The sequence below is a fragment of the Enterobacter cloacae complex sp. Mu1197 genome (assembly GCF_040059225.1).
GTDB lineage: Bacteria > Pseudomonadota > Gammaproteobacteria > Enterobacterales > Enterobacteriaceae > Enterobacter > Enterobacter quasiroggenkampii.
The window spans coordinates 339,416-356,184 of sequence record NZ_CP157375.1 but is presented as its reverse complement, the minus strand read 5'-3'; the positions used below and the strand labels follow the sequence as shown (position 1 = coordinate 356,184).

At 55.0% G+C, this 16,769-nt stretch carries 15 protein-coding genes; 6 read left to right on the top strand and 9 right to left on the bottom strand.

The features are described 5' to 3' along the window. Positions 1-310: 310 nt before the first annotated feature. From acs to actP, 3 genes are all read left to right on the top strand, one after another. Positions 311-2,269, top strand: coding sequence for an acetate--CoA ligase (gene acs, locus ABFV38_RS01635; protein ID WP_348958272.1), 1,959 nt, complete (start codon positions 311-313; stop codon positions 2,267-2,269). Positions 2,270-2,397: 128 nt separating this feature from the next. Then, positions 2,398-2,712, top strand: coding sequence for a DUF485 domain-containing protein (locus ABFV38_RS01630; protein WP_008503396.1), 315 nt, complete (start codon positions 2,398-2,400; stop codon positions 2,710-2,712). Beyond that, positions 2,709-4,358, top strand: coding sequence for a cation/acetate symporter ActP (gene actP / locus ABFV38_RS01625; protein WP_045909181.1), 1,650 nt, complete (start codon positions 2,709-2,711; stop codon positions 4,356-4,358). The genes ABFV38_RS01630 and actP overlap by 4 nt, the downstream gene beginning before the upstream one ends. A gap of 32 nt (positions 4,359-4,390) precedes the next feature. Here the strand turns inward: actP and ABFV38_RS01620 are convergent, their stop codons facing one another. Both ABFV38_RS01620 and ABFV38_RS01615 read right to left on the bottom strand, forming a co-directional pair. Beyond that, entirely contained in the window at positions 4,391-5,080 is a 690-nt protein-coding gene (locus ABFV38_RS01620) for an LrgB family protein (protein ID WP_045909180.1), read from the bottom strand. After that, a complete protein-coding gene (locus ABFV38_RS01615) occupies positions 5,073-5,483 on the bottom strand; it encodes a CidA/LrgA family protein (RefSeq protein ID WP_021242769.1) in 411 nt (136 codons plus the stop codon). The genes ABFV38_RS01620 and ABFV38_RS01615 overlap by 8 nt, the downstream gene beginning before the upstream one ends. A gap of 102 nt (positions 5,484-5,585) precedes the next feature. On the opposite strand from ABFV38_RS01615, the gene ABFV38_RS01610 reads away from it, so the two are divergent. Continuing rightward, positions 5,586-6,473: a LysR family transcriptional regulator gene (locus ABFV38_RS01610; protein WP_024906729.1), complete on the top strand. Its 888-nt coding sequence runs from the start codon at positions 5,586-5,588 to the stop codon at positions 6,471-6,473. Positions 6,474-6,548: 75 nt separating this feature from the next. Here the strand turns inward: ABFV38_RS01610 and ABFV38_RS01605 are convergent, their stop codons facing one another. From ABFV38_RS01605 to soxR, 4 genes are all read right to left on the bottom strand, one after another. Next, positions 6,549-8,195: a Na+/H+ antiporter gene (locus tag ABFV38_RS01605; RefSeq protein WP_008503391.1), complete on the bottom strand. Its 1,647-nt coding sequence runs from the start codon at positions 8,193-8,195 to the stop codon at positions 6,549-6,551. Between the two features lie 150 nt (positions 8,196-8,345). After that, positions 8,346-9,695 carry a guanine/hypoxanthine transporter GhxP gene (gene ghxP, locus ABFV38_RS01600; RefSeq protein WP_008503390.1) on the bottom strand — a complete coding sequence of 450 codons (1,350 nt, stop codon included), beginning with the start codon at positions 9,693-9,695 and terminating at the stop codon, positions 8,346-8,348. 294 nt (positions 9,696-9,989) lie between these two features. After that, the gene (locus tag ABFV38_RS01595; RefSeq protein WP_348958269.1) at positions 9,990-10,661 is read right to left on the bottom strand and encodes a glutathione S-transferase; all 672 of its coding nucleotides are present in this window, start codon (positions 10,659-10,661) and stop codon (positions 9,990-9,992) included. Between the two features lie 370 nt (positions 10,662-11,031). Next, on the bottom strand, positions 11,032-11,490 hold the full coding sequence (gene soxR, locus ABFV38_RS01590; RefSeq protein ID WP_008503388.1) for a redox-sensitive transcriptional activator SoxR: 459 nt from the start codon (positions 11,488-11,490) through the stop codon (positions 11,032-11,034). A 98-nt stretch (positions 11,491-11,588) separates the two neighbouring features. Here soxR and soxS point away from each other — a divergent pair, with 98 nt between their 5' ends. Continuing rightward, the gene (gene soxS, locus ABFV38_RS01585; RefSeq protein ID WP_008503387.1) at positions 11,589-11,915 is read left to right on the top strand and encodes a superoxide response transcriptional regulator SoxS; all 327 of its coding nucleotides are present in this window, start codon (positions 11,589-11,591) and stop codon (positions 11,913-11,915) included. Between the two features lie 6 nt (positions 11,916-11,921). Here soxS and ABFV38_RS01580 read toward each other — a convergent pair whose 3' ends face one another. Together ABFV38_RS01580 and ABFV38_RS01575 are read right to left on the bottom strand one after the other, a co-directional pair. Beyond that, a complete protein-coding gene (locus ABFV38_RS01580; protein WP_048030238.1) occupies positions 11,922-13,487 on the bottom strand; it encodes an EAL domain-containing protein in 1,566 nt (521 codons plus the stop codon). 339 nt (positions 13,488-13,826) lie between these two features. Then, entirely contained in the window at positions 13,827-15,230 is a 1,404-nt protein-coding gene (locus ABFV38_RS01575) for a sensor domain-containing diguanylate cyclase (protein WP_048030236.1), read from the bottom strand. Between the two features lie 491 nt (positions 15,231-15,721). Here ABFV38_RS01575 and ABFV38_RS01570 point away from each other — a divergent pair, with 491 nt between their 5' ends. Further along, entirely contained in the window at positions 15,722-16,003 is a 282-nt protein-coding gene (locus tag ABFV38_RS01570) for a YjcB family protein (RefSeq protein WP_045261050.1), read from the top strand. Positions 16,004-16,064: 61 nt separating this feature from the next. Here the strand turns inward: ABFV38_RS01570 and ABFV38_RS01565 are convergent, their stop codons facing one another. Then, positions 16,065-16,700, bottom strand: coding sequence for a hypothetical protein (locus ABFV38_RS01565; protein WP_348958266.1), 636 nt, complete (start codon positions 16,698-16,700; stop codon positions 16,065-16,067). Positions 16,701-16,769: the final 69 nt, after the last annotated feature.

Here is a 16,769-nt window from a genome sequence, read left to right as displayed (position 1 = left end):
GTATGAGTATCATTTGCGCGGCCTGTTGCGCAAGCCTTAAAGAACGACGCATTTCACTCGTAAAAGCGTCCGTGACGGGAGTTTCTCCTGATTCTAATAAATAACCTTTTGTTATAAAAACGCTTTTTTAAACATAAATGTGAATAATCGTCAGCATAAATTATTTTCCTTCAAAGTTTCATTCGCTCATTTTTCAACCTGTTCAAACAATGCGTGATCTGTAGCCCAAATAATAAACAAAGCTTGTAAAGCCCCTACTATTAACGTTTTTGCGACATATTATTAACATCTTACAAGGAGAAAAAAAGCCATGAGCCAAATACACAAACATGACATTCCCGCAAACATTGCGGACCGTTGCCTGATCAACCCGGAGCAGTACCACGAGAAATATCAGCAATCTATCACCGCCCCGGACACCTTCTGGGGTGAACAGGGCCATATCCTGGACTGGATCAAACCTTATCAGAAGGTGAAGAACACCTCCTTTGCGCCCGGTAACGTCTCCATTAAATGGTATGAAGATGGCACGCTGAACCTGGCGGCGAACTGCCTTGACCGTCACCTTGCCGCACGCGGGAACGAGACGGCGATTATCTGGGAAGGCGATGATGCCTCGCAGAGCAAACACATTACTTATAAAGAACTGCACCGCGACGTGTGCCGCTTTGCCAACGTCCTGCTGGATAATGGCATTAAAAAAGGCGACGTGGTCGCAATCTATATGCCGATGGTGCCGGAAGCGGCGGTGGCCATGCTGGCCTGCGCGCGTATCGGCGCCATTCACTCGGTTATCTTTGGCGGGTTCTCGCCAGAGGCGGTTGCGGGTCGTATTGTCGATTCAAGCTCAAAACTGGTGATCACCGCCGATGAAGGCGTGCGTGCAGGACGCGGTATCCCACTTAAGAAAAACGTCGACGAAGCGCTGAAAAACCCGAACGTCAAAACGGTCAGCAACGTCATCGTCCTTAAGCGTACCGGCGGCAAAATCGACTGGCACGAGGGGCGCGACCTGTGGTGGAGCGACCTGATTGAAAAAGCGAGCGACCAGCATCAGCCTGAAGAGATGAATGCGGAAGATCCGCTCTTCATTCTTTACACCTCAGGTTCAACCGGCAAACCGAAAGGCGTGCTGCACACCACCGGCGGCTATCTGGTCTACGCGGCCACCACCTTCAAATACGTCTTCGACTACCACCCGGGCGACATCTACTGGTGTACCGCCGACGTGGGCTGGGTCACCGGGCACAGCTATCTGCTGTACGGCCCGCTGGCCTGCGGCGCAACGACGCTGATGTTTGAAGGCGTGCCCAACTGGCCGACACCGGCGCGTATGTGCCAGGTGGTCGACAAGCATCAGGTCAATATTCTTTACACCGCGCCTACGGCGATCCGCGCCTTAATGGCGGAAGGCGATAAAGCCATCGAAGGCACCGACCGCTCTTCATTGCGCATCCTTGGTTCCGTGGGCGAGCCGATTAACCCGGAAGCCTGGGAGTGGTACTGGAAGAAAATCGGCAACGAGAAATGCCCGGTCATGGACACCTGGTGGCAGACCGAAACCGGCGGTTTCATGATCACCCCGATGCCGGGCGCCACGCAGCTGAAAGCAGGCTCGGCAACCCGTCCGTTCTTCGGCGTGCAGCCTGCGCTGGTGGATAACGAAGGCAACCCACTGGAAGGCGCCACCGAAGGCAACCTGGTGATCACGGACTCGTGGCCGGGTCAGGCGCGTACGCTGTTCGGCGATCATGATCGCTTCGAGCAGACCTACTTCTCGACCTTTAAAAACATGTACTTCAGCGGCGACGGCGCGCGCCGTGATGAAGACGGTTATTACTGGATCACCGGACGCGTGGACGACGTGCTGAACGTCTCCGGCCACCGTCTGGGCACCGCGGAGATTGAATCGGCGCTGGTGTCGCATCCGAAGATTGCCGAAGCGGCCGTTGTCGGTATTCCGCACAACATTAAAGGCCAGGCGATTTACGCCTATGTCACTCTGAACCACGGGGAAGAGCCGTCGCCAGAGCTTTATACAGAAGTGCGCAACTGGGTGCGTAAAGAGATTGGCCCGCTGGCCACGCCGGACGTGCTGCACTGGACCGACTCGCTGCCGAAAACCCGCTCCGGCAAAATCATGCGCCGTATCTTGCGCAAAATCGCGGCAGGGGACACCAGCAACCTCGGTGATACCTCAACGCTCGCGGATCCTGGCGTGGTGGAAAAACTGCTCGAAGAGAAGCAGGCCATCGCAATGCCATCGTAATCTTTTCTCCCTCTCCCCGTGGGAGAGGGCCGGGGTGAGGGCATCAGACCGCACCTTCCTCCCCTCACCCTCTCCCCAAAGGGGAGAGGGGATAAAAACAAACCAACCTTACCTTTGGAGACTCTGTGATGAATGACCATATTTGTCAGCAGATAGAGAATAGTGCGCACTACAGGGAGCTCGTCGATAAGCGGCAACGGTTTGCCTTCACCCTTTCCATCATCATGCTGATTATCTATGTCGGCTTTATTCTGCTGATCGCCTTTGCGCCGCACTGGCTGGGCACCCCGTTACACGAGGGGACCAGCGTGACGCGCGGTATTCCCATTGGCATTGGCGTGATCGTGATTTCATTTGTGCTCACCGGCGTCTACGTCTGGCGCGCGAACGGTGAATTCGATCGTCTTAATAAAGCGGTACTGCAAGAGGTAAAAGCATCATGAAGCGAGTCCTGACGGCGCTAGCCGCCACACTTCCCTTTGCCGCCCACGCGGCGGATGCCATTACCGGCGAGGTACAGCGCCAGCCAACCAACTGGCAGGCGATTATCATGTTCCTGATTTTCGTGGTGCTGACGCTGTACATTACGTACTGGGCGTCGAAACGCGTGCGCTCCCGTAACGACTACTACACCGCAGGCGGCAACATTACCGGCTTCCAGAACGGCCTGGCGATTGCGGGTGACTTTATGTCCGCCGCCTCGTTCCTCGGGATCTCCGCGCTGGTCTACACCTCCGGCTATGACGGCCTGATTTACTCCCTCGGCTTCCTCGTCGGCTGGCCGATCATTCTGTTCCTGATTGCCGAGCGCCTGCGCAACCTGGGCCGCTATACCTTCGCCGACGTGGCCTCGTATCGCCTGAAGCAGGGGCCGATTCGCACCCTCTCCGCCTGCGGTTCGCTGGTGGTGGTGGCGCTGTATCTGATCGCACAGATGGTGGGCGCGGGTAAATTGATCGAGCTGCTGTTCGGCCTGAACTACCACATCGCGGTGGTGCTGGTGGGCGTGCTGATGGTGATGTACGTCCTGTTCGGCGGCATGCTGGCGACCACCTGGGTGCAAATCATCAAAGCCGTCCTGCTGCTGTTCGGCGCCAGCTTTATGGCTTTTATGGTGATGAAGCACGTTGGGTTCAGCTTCAATAACCTGTTTACCGAAGCCATGGCGGTGCACCCGAAAGGGGAAGCCATTATGAGCCCGGGCGGGCTGGTGAAAGACCCGATTTCTGCCCTGTCGCTCGGTCTGGGCCTGATGTTTGGTACCGCAGGTCTACCGCACATTCTGATGCGCTTCTTCACCGTGAGCGATGCGCGTGAAGCGCGCAAGAGCGTCTTCTACGCTACCGGCTTCATGGGCTACTTCTATATCCTGACCTTTATCATCGGCTTTGGTGCGATCATGCTGGTGGGGGCAAACCCGGCGTTTAAAGATGCCGCGGGCGCGCTGATTGGCGGCAATAACATGGCGGCGGTGCATCTGGCCGACGCGGTGGGCGGCAACCTGTTCCTCGGCTTTATCTCTGCCGTGGCCTTCGCCACCATTCTTGCGGTGGTTGCGGGTTTAACGCTGGCCGGGGCGTCGGCGGTTTCGCATGACCTCTACGCCAACGTCTTCCGCAAAGGCGCGAGCGAGCGCGATGAGCTGAAGGTCTCCAAAATCACCGTGCTGGTGCTGGGCGTGGTGGCGATCCTGCTGGGCATTCTGTTCGAGAAGCAAAACATCGCCTTTATGGTGGGGCTGGCCTTCTCCATTGCGGCCAGCTGTAACTTCCCGATCATCCTGCTCTCCATGTACTGGTCGAAACTGACCACCCGTGGCGCGATGATTGGCGGCTGGCTGGGGCTGCTGACGGCGGTGATCCTGATGATTCTGGGCCCGACGATCTGGGTGCAGATCCTCGGTCACGCCAGCGCCATCTTCCCGTATGAATACCCGGCGCTGTTCTCCATTGCCGTGGCGTTTATCGGTATCTGGGTCTTCTCGGCCACCGATAATTCGCCGGAGGGTAACCTGGAGCGCGAGAAATTCCGCGCCCAGTTTATTCGTTCACAAACCGGTCTTGGCGTTGAGCAAGGCCGCGCGCACTAAACCTTTCTCCCCGGCCATTCTGGTCGGGGAGCTTAAAACATCACCCACGCCACCAGCGGCGCAACCAGCACCATCACCACGCCCGACAGCATCATCACCAGGCTCGCGACAACGCCCTCCTGCTGGCCCAGCTCATAGGAACGTGCCGTGCCCGCGCCGTGCGACGCCGCGCCAAACCCCGCGCCTTTGGCCATTCCTTCCCGAATAGAAAGCCGCAGAAAGAGCATATCGCCCACCGCCATCCCAAAGACGCCCGTCACCACCACAAACAGCGCCACCAGGTCCGGCTGTCCGCCGAGGGGTTTAGCCGCCGCCAGCGCAAACGGCGTGGTCACCGAGCGCACGGCCAGGCTGCGCTGAATTTCATCGGGCAGCGTAAACAGTCTCGCCAGCCAGACGGAGCTACAGACCGCGACCACCGTGGCGGTGATCACGCCTGCGCTGAGCGACATCCAGTGGCGCCTGATAATCGCCAGGTTGTCATAAACGGGCACGGCAAAGGCGATGGTCGCCGGGCCGAGCAGCCACAGCAGCCAGTGGGATTCACCAATGTAGTTCTGCCAGGAAATGTGGCCGAAGACCAGCATCAGCACCAGCAGGATCGGCGTGAAGACCAGCGGCATCAGCGGCAGCGCATGAAACCGGCGATACAGCCGCTTGTTGGCGAAGTAGATCCCGAGCGTCGCGATCAGGCACAAGACGCTGATCTGAAAGTTAGTCATGTTTGTGCCTGCTGATTTCAAACCGGTAGACTTTATCCACGACCCAGGCGGTCGCCCCCAGCACCATCAACGTACTCAGCGCGATCACCGCAAAGATTCGCCAGCCGTCCACCATCAGCAGTTGCGCATAGTTCACCACCGCCACCACGGCAGGGACAAAGAACAGCAGCATCTCCGCCAGCAGCCAGCGCGCCCCGGCGCGCACCCAGTTAAGGGGGATCACGCGACAGAGGATGAGCGTCAGCATCAACAGCATCCCCACCAGGTTGGCAGGCAACGGCAGGTGGAGCCAGCCGACAAGATACTCGGCGAAAACAAACAGTCCCGCGTAGAGCAGTACCTGAACCGGGACCTGGAGTCGTTGTACAACGGCAGGCGTAACACGGCTTAACGCCACGGCCATGGGGGTTTTCCTCAAAAATGAGACGAGGCGCCAGTATAGTGAGCGCACGGTGTGGACTGAAATGAATTAAAATCATCAAAGGTATAGTTTCGAGGAATAATCATGGACATAAGAACGCTGCGCTATTTTGTCGAAGTGGTTCGTCAGCAAAGTTTCACCCGCGCAGCGGAGAAGTTGTTTGTTACCCAGCCCACCATCAGCAAGATGCTGAAAAACCTCGAAGATGAACTGAACTGTACCCTGCTGATCCGCGACGGGCGCAAGCTGCTGCTGACCGACACCGGACGCGTGGTGTTCGAACGCGGGCTGGCGATTCTGGCGGAGTTCCGCCAGCTGGAAGCAGAGCTGGACGATATTAATCATCTGACCAAAGGGGTGCTTCGCCTCGGCATTCCCCCGATGGTCGGCATGATGATGGCCGGACCGATTAGCCTGTTTCGCCAGCGTTATCCCGGCGTAGAACTGAAGATTTCGGAGTTTGGTGGGTTAACCGTCCAGCAGGCCGTCACTAACGGCGAGCTCGATGTGGCAATGACCGCCCTCCCCGTTGAGGAAGAGAGCGGCCTGGCGACGCTTCCGCTCTTTAGCCACCCGCTGTGCGTGCTGGTGCCCCGCTCCGGCGACTGGCTGAAGAGGGAGTCGGTGAAGCCTGAACTGCTCGGCGAGCACCCTCTGCTGATCTACAACGAAGACTTCGCTCTCAGCCGCCAGCTGATGACGCTGTTTAACCAGCATAACGTCAAGCCGCGCATTGCGGTACGCAGCGGACAGTGGGATTTCCTGGCAGCGATGGTGCAGGCTGGCGTGGGGATTGCCATTCTGCCGCAGCCGATTTGCGAGCGTCTGGATAAAAACACGCTGCGCTGGATCCCGCTGGAGAGCGATCTGCACTGGCAGTTAGGGATGATCTGGCGTGAAGGGGTTTATTTGTCGCAGAGCGCGCAGGCGTGGCTGCAATGTTGTGAGGGGTTTTGGGTGCGGTCTGAATAGTGCCCGGTGGCGCTTACCGGCCTACGTTCGAACCGTAGGCCGGGTAAGGCGAAGCCGCCACCCGGCAAAACAGCGCTACTGATTCTCTATCAACAGCGCTTCCAGCAGGTCCAGATCGTGCAGCAGCTTTTGCAGCGTCTCGTTGCTGATCTGGCGCGTGGCGCGCAGGTGGTACAGTTCGGCACGCTCTGAGCGCAGCGCTGCCAGACGGAACCGGCGTTCCAGGTTCTCCTCCTGCAGCGAGCTTTCCACATCGTTACGCCCGTCCGCGCGGCGGCGAAGGTTACCAATTACGCGGGAACTCACCTCCGTCAGCAGCTGATTATCGATGTTCTCTTCCGCATCCGCGGCCAGACGCTCTTCCATTTTCTGGATGGCGACAATCGCCACTTCGGCGGTCGCTGCACGCGCAATGCGCTCTTCCTTGTGCTGCTGGGTCGAATCACCGACATCAATATGCTGGAGTAAAATCGGCAGCATAATCACGCCGACAAACAGTGAGAACAGAATGACGCCCGCCGCCAGGAACACCAGCTCGTAACGCGCCGGGAAGACGTCGCCCGTCGGCAGCAGCAGCGGAATGGAGAGGACACCGGCAAGGGTGATCGCCCCGCGTACGCCCGCAAAAGAGGCAATCAGCAGTTCACGCGTTGTCCACGAGCCAAACTCCATCGGCTTTTTCTTCAGGAAGCGGACGCTGAAGTTTTTCATCGTCCACAGCCAGCCGAAACGCACCAGCATCAGCGCCAGGTAGATCAGCACGATGTCGGTAAACAGCATCCAGACTTCAACGTTCGGATCGGCTTCGGCCGCCACCAGCGAGGATTCCATAATGCCCGGCAGCTGCAGGCCCAACAGCAGGAACACCATGCCGTTAAAGACAAACTCCAGCATGGCCCAGGTACTGTTTGCACGCAGACGCATGGCCAGCGGCGCGCGGCGCATCACGCCGGAGCGGGTAATGGTCATCCCTGCCGCCACTGCCGCCAGAATGCCCGACACGCCGATATGTTCGGCAATCAGATAAGAGGCGAACGGCAGCAGGAACAGCAGTACGATCTGCGTCGCGGGTTCATCGCCGCCCCAGCGGCTGAGGAAGCGCAGCGAGCGGCCGTACAGCCAGCTCACCACGAAGCCCGCGAGAATACCGCCGATGGCTACCTTAAAGAACTCCAGCGTCGCACCGCCGACGGTAAAGACCATCGTGCCCATCGCAACGGCCACGGCAAACTTCAGGGCAACCAGGCCGGAGGCGTCGTTCATCAGCGCCTCCCCCTGTAAAATCCCCATAATTTTCTTCGGAATACGGCCTTCACCCACAATGCCGGACAGCGCCACGGCATCGGTTGGCGACAGCACGGCGGCCAGCGCAAAAGCCGGTATTAACGGAATGCCCGGTACCGTCCAGTAGATCAGAAAACCAATCCCGACGACGGTGACCACCACCAGCGCAAGCGCCAGGCCGAAGATCTCTCGCCCGTGCTCAAGGAACTCGCGCGTGGGCGTTTTCCAGCCATCCGCAAACAGCAGTGGCGGGATGAACAGCACGAGGAACAGTTCGGGGTCAAATTCCACGTGCAGGCCAAACGTCGGCCACGCCAGCAGCGCGCCGATGGCAATTTGCATTAATGGCAGGGGGACCTGAAAGGGCAGTACGCGTGTAACCACCCCGGATAGCGAGACCACAAGGGTCATGATGAGTATTGTGAAGAAGATTTCCATGCGTTCCCTGTTTGCTGTGTTGCTTATGTACTCCGGAAGGCGTCGTGCCTTTTATTCTATCTTCACCAGAGTAACGCAAAAGGCAACAGGATGAGTCCTGAAAATAAAAACGGGCGGCCTGAGCCACCCGTTTTCGCATCAAAGGCCAATTTAGATTGCCCAGCCGCCCGCGTAAAACGCCACCAGCGCAACGGCAATCACAACGGTGCCAACGTTCAGCTTGCGCCATTCCCCGGAGACCAGACGACCAATCACCAGCGACGCGAAACCGATCATAATGCCGGTCACGATGTTACAGGTCAGCACGATAAAGACCGCGGTAATCAGGCCAGACATCGCGTCCACGAAATCCGCAAAGTCGATTTTCGCCACGTTGCTCAGCATCAGCAGGCCAACGTACATCAGCGCTGGTGCGGTCGCGTACGCCGGAACCAGGTAGGAGAGCGGAGAGAGGAACAGGATCAGCATGAACAGCACGCCAACGGTGATCGCCGTCAGGCCGGTTTTACCGCCTGCCGCCGTACCCGCTGCAGACTCGATGTACACCGCCGCAGGCGCTGCGCCCACCAGGCCTGAGAAGACGCTGCTCAGGGAGTCCGTCGTCAGCGCTTTGCCACCGTCAATAATCTGACCGTCTTTATCCAGCAGGTTCGCCTGACCGGCCACCGCACGAATGGTCCCGGTCGCGTCAAACACCGCGGTCATTACCAGCGCCAGCACGCTTGGCAGGATGACCGGGTTCAGCGCGCCAACGATATCCAGGCTGCCAATCAGAGAGTTGCCTTTGTCATCACTCAGCGACGGCATGGCGAAAATGCCGGAGAAATGGACGTTCGGATCGAAAATCAGGCCGACAATGGAAACGCCGATAATGGTCAGCAGGATGCCGCCCGGGACTTTCAGTTTTTCCAGACCGATAATCACCGCCAGCCCGATCAGCGACATGATCACCGGGAAGCTGGCGAAATGGCCGAGCGCCACCGGCAGACCGTCCAGCGGGTTCTTGATGACCAGACCGACGCCGTTGGCGGCGATCAGCAGCAGGAACAGGCCGATACCGATGCCGGTACCGTGCGCCACGCCCTGCGGCAGGTTGCGCAAGATCCAGCTACGGATGCCGGTCGCTGAAATAACGGTAAACAGCACACCCATCAGGAAAACGGCGCCCAGCGCAACCGGTACGCTGATGTGCTGGCCCAGCACCAGGCTGAACGCGGTAAACGCGGTCAGGGAGATGGCGCAACCAATCGCCAGCGGCAGGTTCGCCCACAGGCCCATCACGATAGAGCCCACGCCGGCCACAAGGCAGGTCGCTACAAAGACAGCTGCTGGCGGGAAGCCCGCTTTGCCCAGCATACCCGGCACAACGATGACGGAATACACCATCGCCAGAAACGTTGTCAAACCGGCAACGATTTCCTGGCGCACGGTGCTGCCGCGGGCCGAAATTTTAAACATGGCGTCAAGTGAACCGCCAGTACGCGCAGATGGCGTAGACATAGAAAACATCCCCTGAGAGTTTTTTAGGAAGTCCGTAAGCGAGGTGGAGACGCCACTGCCAGCTAAACGTCAAATCCTTGTGTTGCGTTTGCGACGAAAGGGCGTCACAGAAAAAGCAAACGTTTAGCTCCGCGCTTACAAACGGGTGGTCAAATTAAGGCAAACGATTATCTAGCCTAATCCCCGCCCTTTTCAACTGAACTTTATCGTTTTTCGCTAAAATTCACTTATGACGCTGAAGAAATAAACAGAGGATGCGCAAACGTTATCGTCTATGCGCAATTTGTTTACATTTCAATCCTCCCCCGGGATGGATAATGGCCCCCCTTGTGCCAGGGTTCGTTGCCAGCCAGGGCTGTTTTCAACCTTCGTTTTCCATGCCTGACTATGCGGCAGGTTGTTAATACCGCCGCGCGCCAGCAGGGCAAAGATCGGGAAGCTCATCTGGATGTCGGCCATGCTGAGCGAATCCCCGGCAAACCAGCTGTTTTTAGCAAGATGCGACTCAATAAAGCGTGCATGGGTTTCCAGCTGGCGGTTGAGGTATGCTTTCTGCACCCCCTGCCCCAGCGCTTTCCCCAGGGTTCGGATACCAAACGGCACGGGTGGCTTGCCGAGGCTGTTGAAGACCAGCTTCATTAAAAGCAGCGGCATCAGCGATCCTTCCGCGTAGTGCAGCCAGAAGCGGTACTGCACCTTATGCGCCGGATCTAAAGGCTTAAGCCGCGACTCAAGATCGTACGTCTCCTGCAGATACTCCAGAATGGCGCCTGACTCTGCGAGGATCAGTCCGTTATCTTCGATGACCGGCGATTTGCCCAACGGATGCACCTTTTTGAGCGCCTCAGGTGCCAGCATGTTCTTTTCGCGCTGATAGTGAACGATCTCATAAGGCAGACCGAGTTCTTCCAGCGCCCAGATTACGCGGTGCGAACGCGACTGGTTTAGGTGGTGTACCGTGAGCATGGCTTTCTCCTGTTATTCATACTTTTTAACTATAGAAAATTGAACAACACCGCGAAAAAAATTCGGCTAAAAACCGGTCAGCGTCGCTGGCGAAAAAACGGGCCTTGCATAGAATTAAAGTGTCAGCACAATCCGGAACCTCCCCAACCAGCTCGACACGAGGGGTGCTGATGTCGGGGGAAACCCTCCCGTGAACCAGCGGGATAGAGAGAAAGACAAAGACCGGGAAAAACTAAAGCGCCCTTTGTGGCGCTTTAGTTCTTTATTGTGCGGGGTTTTGCCGGGTGGCGCTTCGCTTACCCGGCCTACATTCTCGGTTTTGTAGGCCGGGTAAGGCGCAGCCGCCACCCGGCAAACTGGCCGCACAATCTCAATCCTCTTCCAGCAACCGCGCTCCCGTCCCCTGCTCGCCCAGTTTGTCGCCGGGGTTACGCAGCGGGCAGTCGCTGCGCGACAGGCAGCCGCAGCCAATACAGCCATCCAGTTCGTCACGCAGCGCGACCAGCGTATGAATACGCCTGTCCAACTCTTCACGCCACTGGGACGACAGCTCTTTCCACTCTTTCGGGCTCAGCGTGTGCCCTTCCGGCAGCACACCAAATGCCTCGCCGATCGTGGCCAGGGGAATTCCGATTCGTTGCGCAATTTTGATAATCGCCACGTAGCGGAGCACGTCGCGGGTATAGCGACGCTGGTTGCCGCCGTTACGGATGCTTTTAATTAACCCTTTGCTTTCATAGAAGTGGAGCGCCGATACCGCCACGCCGCTTCGCTTTGCCACTTCGCCGGGGGTTAACAGCGCTTTAATGCGCGGCAATCTCTTTTCCATAAAACCTCTTTACCTCAAGTTAACTTGAGGAATTATACTCCCCCGCAGAGAAAACGACGAATTAACCGAGATAGTTGTATCTACAGAGGGGCAACCTTATGTCGCATCAGCAGATTATTCAGACGCTTATTGAATGGATTGATGACCATATCGACCAACCGTTGAACATTGATGTGGTCGCGAAAAAGTCGGGCTATTCGAAATGGTATTTACAGAGAATGTTCCGTACGGTCATGCATCAGACGCTGGGTGAGTACATTCGTCAGCGCAGACTGCTGCTGGCGGCGCAGGCGCTACGCTCAACGCAGCGGCCGATTTTTGATATCGCGATGGATCTTGGCTATGTGTCGCAACAAACCTTTTCCCGCGTATTTCGCCGCGAGTTTGACCGCACGCCGAGCGACTATCGCCACCAGTTGAATTAATCACGCTCAGTGCAAAGGTTGCTGCTGCCAGGTCATAAATTCCTGGGGCGGCATCGCTTTCGCGAAGTGCCATCCCTGACAAAACTGGACGCCGCGCTTCAACAGCCAGCTCACCTGCTCTGCCGTCTCAACCCCTTCCGCAATGGTTTTCAGCCGCAGGCTTTGCGCCATCTCGATAATATGCTCGGCGATCAGGTGGCTGGTGCTGTTGGTCGTTAAGGTATCGATAAACGATTTGTCGATTTTCAGAATATCGACGTTCAGCGAGTAGAGATTGTGCAGGTTCGAGTAGCCGGTACCGAAATCATCGATGGCCACTTCATACCCCGCCTGACGAAAAGCCTGAATCACCGGCGTGGTTTTAGGCACATCGATAAAACCGCGTTCCGTCACTTCAATTTTGATTTGCTGCGCGCGGACGGCATAGTGGCGGGCCTTCTCAGAAATCATAGCGATCAGCCGCGAGGAGTGGAAATCCGTCGCCGACAGGTTAATCGAAATATAGAGATGCGGATGCTCGGCCAGGAAATGGCCTAAATCACTGAACACTTCCTCAACGACATAATCCGTAATCCGCTCGCTCATCCCCTCATTTTCAGCCAGCGGAATAAACTCAGCCGGGCTCATCACCTGCCCGTTAAAACCAGGCCAGCGTAATAACGCCTCCGCGCCGACACACCGGTTGTTCTTGATATCAATAATCGGCTGATAGTGCACGCAAAGCTGGCGTTTGTTCAGCGCCCTGTGCAGTAAACGCCCTGGCGAATTGAGCTCACGATGGGTGCGGGACCAGACCAGTAAAATAATAATGCTGCAAATCATTCCCAGCGGCAGCGTTAATGTCGCCTGATGATAAAGCGTTTCATAAAAGCGTTTATTCGATGTCGACACGATGGCCGCAATCGGTCTTTTGGGTGATGTGACGATCGTATAAAAACGGTTATCTTTTTGAAATACCGATTCCTTATCCCGAATCATCGAATTTAATAAAGAAACATTGGCTTTCTGACTGACGGAAAAGAAAGCATTGGTTACCGTGTCGTATACCCCCCACGAGAGAGAATGATCCGCGGACATGACTTCGCTGTATGAAAGTGGATTAACGACCACCACATAATTTCCACGCTGCATATATGTCATTTTATAACCAGTATAAAATGGGGTGTCGCGATAATAATAGATAGCGACGTCAGGTTTACGCGTGTAATTAGCGACGGGAATAGCGTAGGGACGATCCGGTGTAAAAACGGTCGAACAAAGAAAATTCTGACCTTCAGCATAAATTAAATCGGCAACAAACAGGCGGCCACGAACAACGTTCAACATATATTGACGGTGTCCCGGGGTGCAAAGCTCGCCCCGATATTTTTCCGCCTCGTCCCGGGCCAGATCAACCTGCTGTATAACCAGCTCTGTTTTGTCTAAAGCCAGTTCAGCAAATGTCCGTAGCTGGGCGCTTGTTTCAGACACGGCTCTTAGCTGGGCAAACCATAGCGCAAGCATCACCGGCAGCATAACTACCATGATGATCCCTACCACCCTGAGCATCTTGCGCTGCGCGCTACGATTCATTTCCCGCCCTATATCCCTGCATGTTGTACGCCTGTAGTAATGAAGGCCGGATGCTGTGTTAAACAGGTGATTACGTTGCATGAATCATGCGAAGTTAGCAACTGACTTTTCGTATTAAAAATCTTAAATTTCGTTATGACGATAATATTTTCCCGTAAGTGAAACTGTAAGTATTCGTTCCGTTTCAATTAAGGAAAATAATTATCCAGCCCGTAAGGGCGGTGGGAAGATAACACAACAGACGATTGTTGATTAAGCCAAACTTCTGGCAGCATGAAAAAAGCACACCGTCATCATGACGTTTTATGCTATTTGATCGGGTGTATTGTGTTCACTGATTTATAAATAATCAGCCGCCACCACCGTTTTTCCTCGCCCCAAATGCTTAGCCTCATATAACGCTTTATCAGCACGCCTTAGCAAGGCTGAAGTATCCCGCTGTCCCCCGCGGACTTCCACGACCCCTGCGCTAAACGACAGCGACAGCGTTCTCTCGCCCACAATCAGCGGATGAGTTTGCAGAACGGTGCGCAACCTGGCGGACAGTTGCGCAGCACCATTACCGTCAGTTTGCGCCAGCAGAAGCAAAAACTCCTCCCCTCCCACGCGCCCTAATGCGGAGCCCGAAGGGGCCAACTCACGGATAGCATTACAGAAGTGAAGAAGCGCCGCATCGCCCACCGGGTGTCCCCACTCGTCGTTGATCTGTTTGAAAAAATCCAGGTCAAACATCAGAACGCAAAAATGGCTGTTAGCCTCCTGCCTGGCACTGGCGGCCAGCGCAAGCTCCAGCTGCTGCAAAATCGCCGACCGGTTAAAGCACCCGGTGAGATCGTCAGTGGTGGCTTTAACTTCGAGCTGCTGTTCGGCTTTTTTCCGCTCGGTGATATCCAGCCCAATATTGAGGATAGAGTTGTCCGGCAACAGAATGTTTGACCACAGCACCGTCAGCGGGGTGCCGTCTTTGCGTAGCGGATGCCACTCATACATATCCTTCAGCGGCGAGACATTGACCGACTCTCTTACCCGTCGCCGCTCTTCAGGATCGGGATAAAACAGCGAAAGCGGATCGGCATGTTCCGCGATCTCCGCCATCGTCCAGCCGAATACTTTTTCACATTCGGCATTCCACAGCACGCAGCGGTTAAATTTGTCGAAAGAGTTCATTAAAACCGGGGCGCGTTCAAAGAGCGTCTTATATTGCGTCACGACGCGCTGCATTTCCTGCGCCGTTTTTTCTCGGGCAATAATTTCCGCAAAATAGTCTTTTAATTTTTCGACCAGCACCACGACGATATTTTTCAGAATCGGCAAAGAAGAAAGCCTTTCTTCGAACGCTAAAAAGAAATAGCCGCTGCAGTGCCAGTTTTGGGTTGAAAGCTTGCACAGCACACCGCTTTGCAGTTGCGCGTAGCCCGGGTGCTGAGGAGGAAATAACGTGCGGCCAATATTCTCTTTCCAGTAGACCACCCGCCACGATCGATGATGCCGCTGGAGCAGCGTGTTCGCCAGGAAATCGGCCACGTCGAGGGGATGGCAGGTCATCTCCCCGGCGGACACCACGCGCTTCAGCCCGTCATCACCGTTAACGCTGACCCAGGCAAGGCTTGCGCCCAGCGCGCGACTGATGGTCGCCAGCATGTCGGCCAGAGAACATTGAGCATGAAGCTGGGGCATTAACTTAGCCAGCGCATGCAACGCCTGCATGCTGTCATTAACAATCTCACGTCGGTTTTCTTTCATTTTTTTCGCTGATTATCAGGCGATAAACCGGACGCAACTTTCTTCAGATTCGAAAAATCGACAAACCAACGCGCAGGCTGAATCTCAGCGTAGCGAATTAAAAACAACGTTGTGTGTAATTAAAAACGTACAAAGAAATAAAAAAATAATGAAATTCAAAAACCTGAAAGGTTAGCTGCGAGTAAAATTAATTGTCCACTCAAGCATAAGCCATAGGGTTATTGCTGTAAACATTGTACAGCGTGCGTCCTTTTGCATCAGTTTTGCTATCTTAATGAATTCATTATAAAGAGTGCAGGAACCAGGGAACTTAGCCAGCAAAGATATATTTTCACTCAGGCACCCACTGATTCTCGGCAACTATGAATCGCTCGTTTTTCATCATCCCGGGACTGGCGAATAAAACAGCAAACGTGATATAGTTCACACAACTTATGTAACGAAAACACTCTGTTTCATTCAGTTCGTCTGTTTTATAGAGGATGGGTTTTATGGCAACCATTACTACCAGCATGGTACTCCTTCGCTGGCCTTTGTTGAGTGCGGTACTGATGTTTTTGGCCAGCACGCTGAACATTCAGTTTCGTAAATCTGACTACGCGGGTCTCGCTGTCATCAGCACGCTGTTGGGGCTGGGGGCTGCCTGCTGGTTTGCAACGGGTCTGCTTGGCATTACCCTGCTGGATATGGCCGCCGTCTGGGAAAATATCAAAGTGGTGATGGTTGAGGCGATGAGTCACACGCCACCAGACTGGCCGATGGTGATTACCTGATGGCCATTTTATAATAAGATGTTAAAAGCCTCTTTTACGAGGCTTTTTTACTCTCAGGGCTTCAGTATACAGCAGGCAGCGGGAATTTACTGATGATCGCCAGGCGGTTCTGGTGGTGTTCTTCATCTCCCCAAAGCCAGTCAACCTGGTTGCCAATATCGCTGTCCTTCATAATCGGCCTCATTTCACAGGTGATCATGTCGTAGGCATACAAATGATGACCGCTGGCGATGGCATCGTACAGCCGAGATTGCCAGAAGCTCATACCGTCACGCGTCTGGTGACGGTCTGTAATAATGACGTTGTATTTTTCCAGTAAGTATTGGGAAAACACTTTGCCTGGCAGATCGCGCAGGACCCCACGATGCGACGGCTTAGGCGACCGCCATATCAGGATTTGCGTTACCGGCATGTAGTTTAAGAAAGCGTCTTTCTGATAAATCACGCGATTGTAGTAAACAATCTCTTTGGTGATTTCATTAACTAAGGCCAGTTCAAAATGCTCGTTAGGAATACCTGCTATACGATTTTCAGCTCTGACAAAATGATAGCCTGGCGGGAATGGACCAAAGCTCAGTTCATCATCGACTGATGCACGAAGGGAAATCTCATTCAGCAACGTCGTATTATGGCTGTCCACTGTCAGCATTGAGAATGTTTTCTGGACGTCAGCAGGATCAAAGAGTTGTTGTGGCATAGCACCTCGCGGACGATATTATTCAGACAACATTTACACCGTTATAAATGTAATTATCAACCACCCGTT

Excerpts from the sequence above, each read along its gene's own strand:
- ABFV38_RS01565 (WP_348958266.1), bottom strand. The coding sequence starts at position 16,700 with ATGCCACAACAACTCTTTGATCCTGCTGACGTCCAGAAAACATTCTCA.
- actP (WP_045909181.1), top strand. The coding sequence starts at position 2,709 with ATGAAGCGAGTCCTGACGGCGCTAGCCGCCACACTTCCCTTTGCCGCC.
- ABFV38_RS01620 (WP_045909180.1), bottom strand. The coding sequence starts at position 5,080 with ATGACTAACTTTCAGATCAGCGTCTTGTGCCTGATCGCGACGCTCGGG.
- ABFV38_RS01580 (WP_048030238.1), bottom strand. The coding sequence starts at position 13,487 with ATGAATCGTAGCGCGCAGCGCAAGATGCTCAGGGTGGTAGGGATCATC.
- ghxP (WP_008503390.1), bottom strand. The coding sequence starts at position 9,695 with ATGTCTACGCCATCTGCGCGTACTGGCGGTTCACTTGACGCCATGTTT.
- ABFV38_RS01595 (WP_348958269.1), bottom strand. The coding sequence starts at position 10,661 with ATGCTCACGGTACACCACCTAAACCAGTCGCGTTCGCACCGCGTAATC.
- ABFV38_RS01575 (WP_048030236.1), bottom strand. The coding sequence starts at position 15,230 with ATGAAAGAAAACCGACGTGAGATTGTTAATGACAGCATGCAGGCGTTG.
- acs (WP_348958272.1), top strand. The coding sequence starts at position 311 with ATGAGCCAAATACACAAACATGACATTCCCGCAAACATTGCGGACCGT.
- ABFV38_RS01630 (WP_008503396.1), top strand. The coding sequence starts at position 2,398 with ATGAATGACCATATTTGTCAGCAGATAGAGAATAGTGCGCACTACAGG.
- ABFV38_RS01615 (WP_021242769.1), bottom strand. The coding sequence starts at position 5,483 with ATGGCCGTGGCGTTAAGCCGTGTTACGCCTGCCGTTGTACAACGACTC.
- ABFV38_RS01605 (WP_008503391.1), bottom strand. The coding sequence starts at position 8,195 with ATGGAAATCTTCTTCACAATACTCATCATGACCCTTGTGGTCTCGCTA.
- soxR (WP_008503388.1), bottom strand. The coding sequence starts at position 11,490 with ATGGAAAAGAGATTGCCGCGCATTAAAGCGCTGTTAACCCCCGGCGAA.
- ABFV38_RS01610 (WP_024906729.1), top strand. The coding sequence starts at position 5,586 with ATGGACATAAGAACGCTGCGCTATTTTGTCGAAGTGGTTCGTCAGCAA.
- soxS (WP_008503387.1), top strand. The coding sequence starts at position 11,589 with ATGTCGCATCAGCAGATTATTCAGACGCTTATTGAATGGATTGATGAC.
- ABFV38_RS01570 (WP_045261050.1), top strand. The coding sequence starts at position 15,722 with ATGGCAACCATTACTACCAGCATGGTACTCCTTCGCTGGCCTTTGTTG.